General features: G+C 71.1%; 14 protein-coding genes. All 14 read left to right on the forward strand.

The annotated features are described in order from the left end of the window. Positions 1-9: 9 nt before the first annotated feature. The 14 genes from ACO0E0_RS00260 (at position 10) to ACO0E0_RS00325 (ending at position 12,904) form a co-directional block, all read left to right on the forward strand. A complete protein-coding gene (locus tag ACO0E0_RS00260; RefSeq protein WP_422869925.1) occupies positions 10-858 on the forward strand; it encodes a carbohydrate ABC transporter permease in 849 nt (282 codons plus the stop codon). Further along, a complete protein-coding gene (locus ACO0E0_RS00265) occupies positions 855-1,943 on the forward strand; it encodes a glycoside hydrolase family 130 protein (protein ID WP_422869289.1) in 1,089 nt (362 codons plus the stop codon). Before ACO0E0_RS00260 ends, ACO0E0_RS00265 begins: the two co-directional genes overlap by 4 nt. Next, entirely contained in the window at positions 1,936-3,015 is a 1,080-nt protein-coding gene (locus ACO0E0_RS00270; RefSeq protein ID WP_422869291.1) for a glycoside hydrolase family 130 protein, read from the forward strand. The genes ACO0E0_RS00265 and ACO0E0_RS00270 overlap by 8 nt, the downstream gene beginning before the upstream one ends. A gap of 78 nt (positions 3,016-3,093) precedes the next feature. Then, positions 3,094-4,029, forward strand: a complete 936-nt coding sequence (locus ACO0E0_RS00275; protein WP_422869292.1) for a metal ABC transporter solute-binding protein, Zn/Mn family — start codon at positions 3,094-3,096, stop codon at positions 4,027-4,029. After that, entirely contained in the window at positions 4,026-4,931 is a 906-nt protein-coding gene (locus ACO0E0_RS00280) for a metal ABC transporter ATP-binding protein (protein WP_422869294.1), read from the forward strand. Before ACO0E0_RS00275 ends, ACO0E0_RS00280 begins: the two co-directional genes overlap by 4 nt. Next, positions 4,931-5,836, forward strand: coding sequence for a metal ABC transporter permease (locus tag ACO0E0_RS00285; RefSeq protein ID WP_422869296.1), 906 nt, complete (start codon positions 4,931-4,933; stop codon positions 5,834-5,836). Before ACO0E0_RS00280 ends, ACO0E0_RS00285 begins: the two co-directional genes overlap by 1 nt. Then, on the forward strand, positions 5,833-6,282 hold the full coding sequence (locus ACO0E0_RS00290) for a Fur family transcriptional regulator (protein WP_422869298.1): 450 nt from the start codon (positions 5,833-5,835) through the stop codon (positions 6,280-6,282). Before ACO0E0_RS00285 ends, ACO0E0_RS00290 begins: the two co-directional genes overlap by 4 nt. A 189-nt stretch (positions 6,283-6,471) precedes the next feature. Further along, positions 6,472-7,206: an alpha/beta fold hydrolase gene (locus tag ACO0E0_RS00295; RefSeq protein WP_422869300.1), complete on the forward strand. Its 735-nt coding sequence runs from the start codon at positions 6,472-6,474 to the stop codon at positions 7,204-7,206. A gap of 897 nt (positions 7,207-8,103) precedes the next feature. Next, positions 8,104-8,340 carry a 50S ribosomal protein L28 gene (gene rpmB, locus ACO0E0_RS00300; protein WP_422869302.1) on the forward strand — a complete coding sequence of 79 codons (237 nt, stop codon included), beginning with the start codon at positions 8,104-8,106 and terminating at the stop codon, positions 8,338-8,340. Next, positions 8,340-8,510, forward strand: coding sequence for a 50S ribosomal protein L33 (rpmG, locus tag ACO0E0_RS00305; protein ID WP_055954944.1), 171 nt, complete (start codon positions 8,340-8,342; stop codon positions 8,508-8,510). The genes rpmB and rpmG overlap by 1 nt, the downstream gene beginning before the upstream one ends. Positions 8,511-8,512: 2 nt before the next feature. Continuing rightward, positions 8,513-8,818: a 30S ribosomal protein S14 gene (gene rpsN, locus ACO0E0_RS00310; protein ID WP_422869304.1), complete on the forward strand. Its 306-nt coding sequence runs from the start codon at positions 8,513-8,515 to the stop codon at positions 8,816-8,818. Between the two features lie 273 nt (positions 8,819-9,091). Continuing rightward, positions 9,092-9,379, forward strand: coding sequence for an HU family DNA-binding protein (locus ACO0E0_RS00315; protein WP_422869306.1), 288 nt, complete (start codon positions 9,092-9,094; stop codon positions 9,377-9,379). 133 nt (positions 9,380-9,512) lie between these two features. Then, complete coding sequence (locus tag ACO0E0_RS00320; protein WP_422869308.1) at positions 9,513-11,597, forward strand: bifunctional copper resistance protein CopD/cytochrome c oxidase assembly protein; 2,085 nt, start codon at positions 9,513-9,515, stop codon at positions 11,595-11,597. After that, positions 11,597-12,904: an ATP-dependent DNA helicase gene (locus ACO0E0_RS00325; RefSeq protein ID WP_422869310.1), complete on the forward strand. Its 1,308-nt coding sequence runs from the start codon at positions 11,597-11,599 to the stop codon at positions 12,902-12,904. The genes ACO0E0_RS00320 and ACO0E0_RS00325 overlap by 1 nt, the downstream gene beginning before the upstream one ends. The last annotated feature ends 29 nt before the right edge of the window (positions 12,905-12,933 follow it).

Consider the following 12,933-nt stretch of genomic DNA (forward strand, 5'->3'; position numbering starts at 1 on the left):
CAACGCCGCATGGACGGCATCCAACTGAGCCGCGGTCAGGCCGCGCTCCGCTTCGTGGTCCTGCTCATCGGCGCCGTCGTGTTCCTGTTCCCGTTCTGGTACATGATCGTCGGGTCGCTCCAGAACGCTCCCGACACCACGATCGCCGGCGCGTTCCCGAACCCCTCGAACATCACCGGGCACAACTACACCGAGATCAACGCGCGTGTGAACCTGTGGCAGGGCCTGCTGAACTCCGGGATCTACACGGGCGGTGTGCTCATCTGCACGGTCGTGTTCGGGGTGCTCGCCGGGTACGCCCTGGCCGTCCTGCAGTGGAAGGGCCGGGGCGTCACGTTCGCACTGGCGCTCCTGGTGCAGGTCATCCCGTTCCAGCTGCTGATGATCCCGCTCTACGTCCTGATCGCGCGCGACTACGGGCTCGCCGACAACTACCTCGGCATGATCCTGCCGTTCGCGATCAACTCGACGGCGGTGATCGTCTTCCGGCAGTACTTCCTGCAGGTGCCGCAGGAGATCTTCGACGCAGCACGGATCGACGGCGCCGGGGAGTTCACCGTGCTCCGCCGCATCGCCCTGCCGCTCGTCCGCCCGGCGCTCGTCACCGTGGTGCTCGTGACCTTCATCGGACCGTGGAACGACTTCCTCTGGCCGTTCCTCATCACGAAGGAGGCCTCGATGCAGCCGCTCGCGGTGTCGCTCGCGAACTACATCTCGAACATCGCACAGTCGACCGCCAACCCGTTCGGGGCCATCCTCGCCGGGGCGGTGGTCCTGGCGGCACCGGTCGTCGTGCTCTTCATCGTGTTCCAGCGGTACTTCATCGCGACCGATGTGGGATCGGGGGTCAAGGGGTGACCGCCGAACCGCAGCAGCTCGACCGTGCGCAGCTCGTCGCCGACCACGAACGGGCACTCCGCCACGAGAACGCACTGACGGACCGGATCTCGACGGACGACTTCTCCGCCGTCTACGACGACCCGCCCGCGTGGATGATCGGGCCGTTCCGGCGCGATCCGTCACTCACCTTCACGCAGCCGGCCGACTGGGCGGACCCCACCGGGATCGGGTGGACGGCCGAATCCGTCTTCAACCCCACGCTGGGCATCGAGACCGTCGGACACGGCCTGGAGGCACGACACGCGTTGCACCTGGTCTACCGCGCCGCCCCGCGCAAGGAGAGCACGTCGTCGCGGATCGGGCACGCGGTCCTGACCGCGGACGGCTGGGTCGACGACGGCGGTCCGATCCTCTGGCCGACGCTCCGCAACGAGTCGCTCGGGGTCGAGGACCCGAAGCTCTACCGGGCCGAGGGGCGCTGGTTCCTGTTCTACAACGGGATCTGGGACACCACGGGGACTCCGGAGCGCGCGCAGTACCCGTCCGCCGAGCACCTGGACGGCGAGGTCGGGTGCGACATCAACCTCGCGGTGTCCGACGACCTCGTGCACTGGGAGAAGCTCGGGCAGGTCGTGCCGTACGACGTGTCCGGGCTCTGGGCGAAGGGCGCCGTCATCCCCCGGAACGACCGCGGGGAAGCAGTCCGGATCGGCGGCGAGTACCTCATGTACGTGTCCGAGGGGTGCGGCGGGCAGCTCACCGTCGGGCACTCCGACGACATGGTGCACTGGACGTTCACCGCCGAGGACTACCTCGACATGTCGGCGCTCGGGCCGCAGCTGTACGAGGTCGCGTGCGCGGTCGTCGACGGCGACCGACTCGTGCTCGACTTCTTCCACCAGGACCCCGCCGGGGACTTCGCCGCCGCACAGGCGCTCTACGACCTCGACGCCCCGTTCGCCCAGCTCGCGCTCCACCCGGGCGGTTCCCTCGCGTGGGGCGGACTGCTCCGCTGGGACGGCGACCGCGTGTTCGCGCAGGGATGGGACGCACCCCGGGGGAGCCGCGAGATGTACTGCTACCGAGAGGACCACCATGACTGACGCGATCGCCGCCGCCGACTTCCCGTACGCACTCGAGCGGGTCGGCCTGCTCATGACCCCGCTCGCCGACGATCCCCTCGAGGCCGAGGGGGTGCTCAACCCCGGCAGCGGGCGCGGACCGGACGGCGAGCTGTACCTGCTCCCGCGGCTCGTCGCGACCGGGAACGTCTCACGGATCGGCATCGCTCGTGTCGTCGTCGCGGACGGCGTGCCGGTCGGCGTCGAGCGACAGGGCATCGTGCTCGAGCCGGAGCGGACGTGGGAGGTGGGCGCGCAGAACGCGGGCGTCGAGGACCCGCGCACCACGTTCCTCCCGGCACTCGGTATCCACGTGATGACGTACGTCGCCTACGGGCCGCTCGGACCGCACACGGCCGTGGCCGTGTCCGAGGACCTGCGCGACTGGCGCCGGCTCGGACCGGTCCGGTTCGGGTACGACGACGCCCTCGACGTCGACCTCGGGATGTACTTCAACAAGGACTGCGTGTTCCTCCCCGAGCCCGTGGTCGGGCCGGACGGCGCCCTGAGCATCGCGGTGCTGCAGCGCCCGGGGTGGGACCTGTCCGAGATCCGGGCCGGCGAAGGCGTGCACGCGCCGTCGTGGGTCGAGGACACGCGGCCGTCGATCTGGATCTCGTTCGTGCACCTCGACCGGGTCCGCGAGGACGTCGGGGCGCTCGCCGAGTGGCGCGGACACCGGGTCCTCGCCGGGCCGGAGATGCCGTTCGAGGAGCTGAAGATCGGGGCGGGACCGGCACCGATCCGGGTCCCGGAGGGCTGGCTGCTCCTGCACCACGGCGTGACCGGCGAGCTCGTCGGGTCGCTCGCCCAGCAGCAGAACGTGAACTACGCGGCGGGGGCGATGATCCTCGACGCGGAGCGCCCGTGGGAGGTCCTGTCCCGGACGTCGGAGCCGCTGCTGTCCGCCGACACCGAGGACGAGCAGTCGGGCATCGTCCCGAACGTGGTGTTCCCGACGGCGATCGAGGAGATCGACGGCGTGCAGTACGTGTTCTACGGCATGGCGGACTCCAAGATCGGCGTCGCGAGGATCGTCAGGACCGGCGCGTGACCAGCACGGACCTCCCGCCACCATGATCCTGCCGTCGCGGTTTTGACAATCATTATCAACAAGCGCTACGGTCGACCCATGCGAACCCGCTCCCTCCTCGCCGTCCCGCTCATCGTGGGTGCGGCCGCCCTGGTCCTCTCCGGCTGTGCGACGTCGTCCGCGTCCGGTTCGGCGTCCGGCTCGTCGTCCGACAGCGCCGGCGGCACCATCAAGGTCGTCGCGTCCACGAACGTCTACGGCGGCATCGTCTCCTCCATCGGCGGCAGCCACGTCGACGTCACCAGCATCCTCGACGACCCGTCGCAGGACCCGCACTCGTTCGAGGCCGACGCCAGGACGCAGCTCGCCGTGTCGAAGGCGGACATCGTCATCGAGAACGGCGGAGGCTACGACACCTACATCGACACCCTGATGAAGTCGACCGGGTCCAAGGCCGACCTGCTGAACGTCGTCACGTTGTCCGGACTCGACAAGTCCGGCGGCGCGGACTTCAACGAGCACGTGTTCTACAGCTACCCGACGATGGTGAAGTTCGTGTCCCGGGTCCAGGCGGAGCTCACGCAGCGCGACACCGCCGACGGCGGCACGTTCGCCGCGAACGCCGAGAAGCTCACGACCCAGCTGCAGAAGCTCGAGTCCGAGACCGCCGCGCTGGCGAGCAAGTACAAGGGCGACCGGGTCTCGTACACCGAGCCGGTGCCGGGGTACCTCTTCGACGCGATCGGTCTCGACAACGTGACCCCGCCGGCGTTCTCCGAGGCGATCGAGGAGGGCGACGATGTCCCGCCGTCGGCGCTCAGCGCGACACTGGCCCTGTTCTCCGGCAGCGACCGGGTCAAGCTCCTCGCCTACAACGAGCAGACCTCGAGCCCCGAGACGGAACAGGTCAAGAAGGCCGCCCAGACCGGCGACGTCCCGGTGGTCGGTGTGACCGAGACGCTCCCGAAGGGCAAGGACTACATCTCGTGGCAGCAGGGCAACATCGACGCGGTGTCGGCGGCGCTGGCCAAGTGACCGCCACGGTACCCGGTACGACGTCCGCCGCTGCCCCCACCGGGGGCGGCGGCGACGCCGTGCTCGCACTCCGGGACGCCGGACTCGCCTACGGCTCCCGCGAGCTCTGGCACGGCCTCGACCTCGACGTCGCCCCGGGCGAGTTCGTCGCCGTGCTCGGGCCGAACGGGGCGGGCAAGACGAGTCTGCTCCGCACGGTCCTCGGGCAGCAGGAGCTGACGAGCGGCCGGATGTCGTTCCTCGGCAAGCCGGTCACCCGGGGGCACCGGCGCATCGGGTACATCCCGCAGCAACGGCTCATGGAGTCCGGGACCCCGATGCGGACCCGCGACATGATCGCGCTCGGCGTGACCGGGCACCGCTGGGGCATCCGACGCGAGCGACCCGCGGAGCGCGCCCGCATCGACGAGCTCGTCGCGGAGGTCGGGGCCGCCACGTTCGCCGACGCCCCGGTCGCCGAGCTGTCCGGTGGGGAGCAGCAGCGCGCCCGGGTGGGGCAGGCGATCGCCGCGGACCCGGCGCTCCTGCTCTGCGACGAGCCGCTCATCTCGCTCGACCTGCGGCACCAGCGCGAGGTCACGCAGCTCATCGACCGGCAACGTCGACTGCGGAACGCGGCGGTCCTCTTCGTCACCCACGACGTCAACCCCATCCTCGACGTCGTCGACCGTGTCCTCTACATCGCCGGTGGTCGGTTCCGGATCGGCAGCCCGGACGAGGTCCTCCGAGCGGACGTCCTCTCCGACCTCTACGGGACCCCGGTGGACGTCGTCCGGACGATGGGCCGGATCGTCATCGTCGGTGCTGCGGACCCGTTGGGCGAGATCGGCGCGCACGACCACCATGCGCACGACCACCACACCGACCACCACCCGCACGGCGACGACGAGCTGGTGCGCTGATGGACACACAGCACCTGTTGTCGACGATCTTCTCGTTCCAGGACTTCCCGGAACTCGTCGCCCTCGTCAAGAACTCGATCATCGCGGGTGCCGTCCTCGGGATCGTCGGCGGACTGATCGGGCCGTTCGTGATCACCCGGAACATGCCGTTCGCCGTGCACGGGATCAGCGAGCTGTCGTTCGCGGGCGCGTCGGCCGCGCTGCTCCTCGGGGTGAACGTCGTGACGGGGTCGCTCGTCGGTTCACTGCTCGCCGCGCTGCTCATCGGCGTGCTCGGGTCGCGCGCCCGGGAGCGGAACTCGATCATCGCGGTGCTCATGCCGTTCGGGCTCGGGCTCGGCATCCTCTGTCTGGCCCTCTACCGCGGGCGGGCGGCGAACAAGTTCGGACTGCTCACCGGCCAGATCGTGTCGGTGGACAACCCGCAGCTCGGGTTCCTGCTCGTCGTGTCCGCGATCGTCGTCGTGACGCTGATCGTCGTGTGGCGTCCCCTGATGTTCGCGAGCGTCGACCCCGACGTCGCCGCGGCCGCGGGGATCCCGATCCGGTCCCTGGCCATCGTGTTCATGCTCGTCCTCGGACTCGCGACCGCCGTCTCCGTGCAGATCGTCGGTGCGCTGCTGGTCCTGTCGTTGCTCGTCACCCCGGCCGCCGCGGCGCTCCGGCTCACCGTGAACCCGGTGCTCGTACCGGTCCTGTCGATGGCGTTCGCGGTCACGAGCGTCGTCGGCGGTATCCTGCTCGCGCTCGGCGGCGGTCTCCCGATCAGCCCGTACGTCACCACGATCTCGTTCCTCATCTGGGTCGTGTGCCGGATCGTCGGGTCCCGCCGGGAGGCCCGCGGTCGCGACCGCATCGCCCACCGACAGCAGCACGCCGAACACCCCGAGGAGGTCGTCGCATGAACGCAGTCGCGCAGCCCGCAGCGGGTGGCAAGAAGCGGAACACCTGGCAGCGCGAGGCCGTCCGGGAGGCGCTCGGCTCCACCGAGGGGTTCGTCAGTGCGCAGGCCCTGCACGCGCACCTCCGCGACGAGGGTTCGCCGATCGGCCTCGCGACCGTCTACCGGGCCCTCGCGGACCTCGCGACGGACGGCGCAGCGGACTCGCTCCAGCAGGACGGCGAGTCGCTCTACCGCGCCTGCACGCCGGGCACGCACCACCACCACCTCATCTGCCGGGTGTGCGGGACGACCGTGGAGATCGAGGCCGACGAGGTCGAGGAGTGGGCGCACCGCGTCGCCGCCGAGCACGGGTTCACGCGGGCGAACCACGTGGTCGACGTCTTCGGGGAGTGCGCCGCGTGCACCGCGCGTGCGGCGGCGGGGTTGCCGCCCCGCGCGGGTCTGTAGGCGGCGGGGCTGCCGCCCCGCGGGGCCGTCGGCGGCGGGCTGCCGCCCCGCCGTGGTCAGCCGTTCGACCGCGCGACCCACGTGCTCGCGGACGGGAGGCGCAGGGCCCGCCCGCCCCGCGCCTCCCGTCCGGGACACGGCCCTGTCGCGACCCTCGCCGTCGGCGCGGGACGCCGGTATCGTGCCCGCATGCACGTGATCATGGTCCCGGGGATGTGGCTCGACGCGAGCGCGTGGGACGACGTCGTGCCGATCGTCCGACGCGCCGGGCACGAGGTGGAGACGATGTCCCTGCCCGGTCAGGAGTCCGTCGACGCGGACCGTGCGGGCATCGGGTTCGACGACTGGGTGCAGGCCGTCGTGGACCGGGTCGACGCTGCCTCGCGTGCGACCTCGGGTGCGGAGGGGATCGCCCTGGTCGGCCACTCGGCTGCCGGTACCGTCGTGTCGGTCGCCGCCGACCGCCGCGCCTCCCGCCTCGCCGCGGTCGTGTACGTCGACAGCGCACCGTTCCCCGAGGGCGACCACGTCGACGACGAGTTCCCGGTGGTCGACGGCGAGATCCCGTGGCCCGACCGCTCCGGATTCGGCGACGCGATGCTCCGCGAGATGACCGACGAGCTCTGGGCGACGATGACCGCGCGGGCGATCCCGGTCCCGGGTGGCATCGTCGAGCAGTCGTTCCGGTTCACCGACCCGGCACGGCACGCGATCCCCACGACGATCCTGGCGAGCGAGATGGCCTCGGACGAGATCACCGCCGGCATCGTGTCCCGTGCTGGGTGGGCGGCAGAGCTCGTCGCGACCGAGGACCTGCGCATCGTGGGGATCCCCACCGGGCACTGGGCGATGTTCACCCGGCCCGACGAGCTCGGTGCGCGCATCGTCGAGGCGATCGCGCCGCGCCCCGCTCGCGGCGCCTGACGCGCGCCCGGGGTGCGCGGGCTCGCTGAGTGCGGGCTCGCGGGCCGCGCCGCGCTCGCGCGAGCGTGCGATTCCGCCCTGCCCGCCGCCTGAGAACAGGGTGGAACTGCACGCTCGGCGTCGGCCACGCGGCCGGCGCCGCGTCGGCCGCGCGGCCGGGCCAGCTCCGCGGCCCGGCCGCTCTTGCGAGCCCCCGCCCAGGCGCCACTTGCGCGAGCGTGCAGTTCCGCCCTGTCCGCCGCCCGAGAACGCGGCGGAATCGCACGCTCGGCGTCGGCCCCGCCGCCCAGCGGCTGGACTCAGCGACGGCACCGCGCGCCCCCTCTCGAGCGCCGCCCATGCGCCGCCCACGCGAGGGTGCAGTTCCGCCCTGTCCACCGCGTGAGAACGCGGCGGAACTACACGCTCGACGTCGGGCCCGCCGCCGCTGCGGGCGGGGCCGCCCCCGCGCGCGGGGCCGGCAGCCGGGCTCGGCGGCCGCACTCAGTGTCGGCACCGCCCCCGGCCCGTCAGCCCCCGCGCGCCCCCGCCCAGGCTCCGCTCGCGCGAGCGTGCAGTTCCGCCCTGTCCACCGCCCGAGAACGCGGCGGAAGTGCACGCTCGATGCCGGCCCGGCCCCCCCGGCCGGGCCGCGCCCCGCACGCGCCGCCTGTGGTTGCGACCGGGGCCGTGCCTCGCGTAGGCTTGACCCTTGGTCCGCCGCGCCCGCGCGTCGGATCGTTGTTCCGCCCACCTGCCGTCGCACACGCCGCGGCTCGTCGGGCGGCGCGCACACCCCCTCGCGAGGTCCCCGATGTCGTCCGCAAGGACGTCGATCGAGGCTCAGCGCGTGCGCGCCAGGCAAGTGACCTTGGGTGCAGTCGTACGACTGCACGGTAACCATCTCAGGAGGACACAATGGCAGCAGTCTGCCAGGTGACCGGAGCCACCCCCGGCTTCGGGCACAGCATCTCGCACTCGCACCGCCGGACGAAGCGCCGCTTCGACCCGAACGTGCAGAAGAAGACCTACTTCGTTCCGTCGCTCCGCCGCAAGGTGACGCTGACGCTGAGCGCGAAGGGCATCAAGGTCATCGACGCTCGTGGCATCGAGTCCGTCGTCAAGGACCTCCTCGCACGTGGGGAGAAGATCTGATGGCCAAGAGAGGTCAGGACGTCCGTCCGATCATCAAGCTCCGTTCCACCGCGGGCACCGGGTTCACCTACGTGACCAAGAAGAACCGCCGGAACAACCCCGACCGCCTCGTGCTGAAGAAGTACGACCCGGTCATCCGCAAGCACGTCGACTTCCGCGAGGAGCGCTAAGCATGGCCAAGAAGAGCAAGATCGCCAAGAACAACCAGCGCGCGGTCATCATCGAGCGGTACGCCGCCCGCCGTCTCGAGCTGAAGAAGGCGCTCATCGACCCGAACGGGACCGACGAGAGCCGCGAGGCCGCCCGCCTCGGCCTGCAGAAGCTCCCTCGCGACGCCTCCCCGATCCGCTACCGCAACCGCGACGCGATCGACGGTCGCCCCCGCGGCGTCCTCACCGAGTTCGGCATCAGCCGAGTCCGGTTCCGCGACATGGCCCACCGCGGCGAGCTCCCCGGCATCACGAAGAGCTCCTGGTGACCACGCGCGGATGATCGTCGTGAACGCCCTCCGACCGACTGGTCGGAGGGCGTTCGCCATGTTCGCCGTGAATGCAGGCGCATTGTCGGTCACTTCCGCCCCACGAGTCACACAGACCCCTGAGAACCCCGGAGATCCGGGCGAGTTGGCGGGAAGTGCCCGATGTGGCTGGTAGGTTTCTAGCGGTTCCACGGGCCCTCGGCCTGGTGGTCTGTACCGATCGGATGCGCCTCGTATTCCGTTCACAACCGCAGAGAAGTCCGAGGAGGACTAATGGCTGACAAGTCACTGAACCGTACCGAGCTCGTTGCCGCTGTCGCGGCGGAGTCCGGCCAGAGCCAGGCCGCCGTGAACGGTGTCGTCGACGCGCTCTTCGCCGTCGTCTCCAAGTCCGTCAGCGACGGCACGAAGGTCACGATCCCGGGCTGGATCGCCTTCGAGAAGACCCACCGCGCCGCGCGCACGGGCCGCAACCCGCAGACGGGTGCCGCGCTCGAGATCGCCGCGTCGGACAGCGTCAAGGTGTCCGCGGGCTCGAAGCTCAAGGCCGCGGTCAAGTAACTCCGCTCGCAGCGACAGAAGGGGACGGCCACGGCCGTCCCCTTCTTCGTGTCCGGACTGGAGGCACGGCGCACCCTCCACAGGCCGCCGCCGTCCGGCAGGTGGTCCGGGTGGCGGGCCGTAGGCTTGTCGGGTGACTCGAATCGCCCGCATCACCGGCCCCGCCGTGCTGCTCCTCGTGGCGTTCGTGTCCGTGCTCGTGGCGTTGCTCATCGGCGGTGCGGCCGACGCGCCGGCGATCTCGGACCCCGGCGCGGTCGTCCGGTTCGGGCTGCCGATCGCGCGGCTCGTCCTCGACCTCAGCGCCGCGGCGACCATCGGCGGTCTCGGGCTCACCGTCGTCGGCCTCTCCCGCTCGGCGCCGGAGTGGAACCGTGCGATCGACGTGACGGCAGCGTCCGCGGGCATCTGGACCGTCGCCGCCGCCGCCACGACCTTCCTCACCTTCCTGAGCGTCGCCGGAGTCTCGGTCGGCGTCGACGCCCAGTTCGGCCAGACGCTCGCCGTGTTCCTCACCGGCACCGACCTCGGTCTCGCCTGGATCGTCGCCGTGCTCGTCGCGGCCGTCGTCACGGTGCTGTGCTTCGCCGTGCGGTCGCGCGGGATGGTCGCCGTCACCGCCGGTGTCGCGATGATCGGCCTCGTCCCGCTGGCACAGCAGGGCCACGCAGCAGGGACGGCCAGCCACGACGCCGCGGTCACGGCGCTCGGGCTGCACCTCGTCGGCGCCGCACTCTGGGTCGGCGGGCTGCTCCTCCTCGTGCTGGTCCGCGACCTCCTCCCCGCTGAGCGCATCGCCGCGGTCGTCGGTCGGTACTCGAGCATCGCGCTCGGGTGCTTCGTGCTCGTCGCGGTGTCCGGGTACGCCTCGGCCGCGATCCGGATCGGGGCATGGGGCGGCCTGCTCAGTCCGTACGGCGTCCTGGTCCTGGTCAAGGTCGCGGCGATCCTCGCGATCGGCGTGCTCGGGGTGGTGCAGCGCCGGCGGACGATCCGTGCGCTCGCGGCGGACCCGCGCCGGCGGGGCCCGTTCTGGACGCTCGTCGTCGTCGAGCTCGCGGTGATGGGCATCGCATCGGGGTTCGCCGCGGCGCTCGCGCGGACGGCGACGCCGGTGGACCAGATCGCCCTGAGCAAGACCTCCGATCCGACACCTGCGGAGCTCCTCACCGACGACTCGCTGCCGCACGCACCCGGTCCCTGGACGTGGGTGACGGGCTGGGACATCGACCTGCTGTGGCTGCTCCTCGCCGTCCTGCTCGTCGGGGCGTACATCGCTGGGGTCGTCCGCCTCCGCCGTCGAGGGGAGCGCTGGCCGGTGTCGCGGATCGTCGCGGCGGGGGCGTGCGTCCTGGTGCTGCTCGTCGCCACGAACGGCTGGCTGCACCTGTACGACCGGTTCCTGATCTCGACGAACATCGCCGCGCACCTGCTCCTGGGGCTCGCGGTGCCCGTCCTCGCGAACGCGGCCGCCCCGGTCCGCCTGATCCGGACCGCCGTGGATCGTCGCGACGACGACAGCACGGGCGTCCGGGAGTGGACCGGCATCCTCGTCGACAACGCGGCGGTCCGGTACCTGTCGCAACCGTTCCCGGCGGTCGTGCTGCTGGCCGGCGTGTGGTGGGCCTACATCGACACCCAGGCGCTCCGGTGGTCGACGAGCGACGGCATCGGCCGCACCGTCGTCGACGTCGTGTTCCTCATCGTCGGGCTCGTCGCGGTGCCCACCCTGTTGCGGCCGGTCGCCGCCGGGGCACGGCGCCCGAGCGGGTCGGCAGCGTACCGCATCGGGGGCGCGGTCATCGTCGGAGCGAGCCTCGTCGGTCTCGGTGTCGCGTTGCGGGGACCGCTCGGACTCGTCGACGCCGGGTGGTTCGGAGCGATGGGCCGGACCTGGGGTCCCGAGCCGCTCGTCGACCAGGCGCATGGCGGGGTCGTGCTGATCGTCACCGGGATCGCGTTCGCGGCGCTCGTCGCCGTGGTGTCGTGGACGGTGGTCCGCCGAGATCGCGAGTCCGCGCGGCCGGACGTCGCCGACCTGGCCGTTGCGGACCCGGCCGGAGCCGCCGGGACGGCCGGAGCTGCCGGGATGGCCCGGACATCTGGACCCGCCGGGGCAGCCGGGGTCGCCGGGACAGCCGAAGCTGCGCGTACTGCCGGAGCCGCCCGTCCTGCCCGCGCCGGCGATCCGGCCACCACGACGAGGGCGCCCCGCTGATGGCGCTCGAACTGACGGCGGAACAGAAGGCCGTCTTCGACTACATCGAGTCCACGCGCGACCACGTGTTCATCACCGGTCGGGCGGGAACCGGCAAGTCGACCCTCCTGCACCACCTCTCCTGGAACACCGCCAAACAGGTCGTCATCTGCGCGCCGACGGGCGTCGCGGCGCTGAACGTCGGCGGGCAGACGATCCACTCGCTCTTCCGCCTGCCGATCGGCCTCATCGCGGACTCCGCGATCGAGCAGAACTCCGAGACACGCAAGCTGCTCAACACGATCGACACCCTCGTCATCGACGAGATCTCGATGGTGAATGCCGATCTCCTCGACGCGATCGACCGGTCGCTCCGCAAGGCACGGCAACGTCGGACCGAACCGTTCGGTGGAGTCCAGGTCGTCATGTTCGGGGATCCGTACCAGCTGCCGCCGGTCCCCGGAGACGCCGACGAGCGGGCCTACTTCGCCGACCACTACCGCTCGATGTGGTTCTTCGACGCCGCGGTGTGGGTCGAGGCGCCGTTGCACATCATCGAGCTCGCGAAGATCCACCGGCAACAGGACGACGCCTTCGCCGCGATGCTCACGGCCGTGCGGCACGGGAGGGTGACGGCCGACATCGCCGGCGCGCTGAACACGGCGGGTGCGCGGACGGCACCGGACGGGGCCATCACGCTGGCGACGCGGAACGACACCGTGGCGCGGATCAACAAGACGGCCCTCGACAAGCTCCCCGGCAAGGTCAAGACGGCCAAGGCAGAACTGTCCGGTGACTTCGGTGGCCGGAACTTCCCCGCGGACGAGGCCCTCGAGCTGAAGCCCGGTGCGCACGTGATGTTCCTGCGGAACGACTCCGATCAGCGGTGGGTCAACGGCACGATCGGCGTCGTCACGAAGATCCGCGACACCGTCTGGGTCGAGGTCGATGACGAGGAGTTCGAGGTCCAGCCGAGCGTCTGGGAGAAGATCCGGTACTCGTACTCGGCATCGACGAAGGAGCTCCGGAAGGACACCGTGGGGGAGTTCCAGCAGTTCCCGCTGCGGTTGGCGTGGGCGGTGACCATTCACAAGTCGCAGGGCAAGACGTACGACCGAGCGGTCGTCGACCTCGGGAACCGGGTGTTCAGCGCGGGGCAGGCCTACGTCGCCCTGAGCCGCATCACGACGCTCGACGGACTGTACATGACCCGTGACCTGCGGCCGAGGGACATCATCGTCGACAACGACGTCCGCCGGTTCATGTCGGAAGCGCCGCGGATCGTCGCGACCGAGCTCCCGGCGGGATCGTCGGCGGCCGGGTCGTGAGCCGCCGGATCGTCAGCGGCCGGGTCGTG

It is taken from the genome of Curtobacterium phyllosphaerae, assembly GCF_049341865.1.
In the GTDB taxonomy this organism is placed as follows: domain Bacteria; phylum Actinomycetota; class Actinomycetes; order Actinomycetales; family Microbacteriaceae; genus Curtobacterium; species Curtobacterium phyllosphaerae.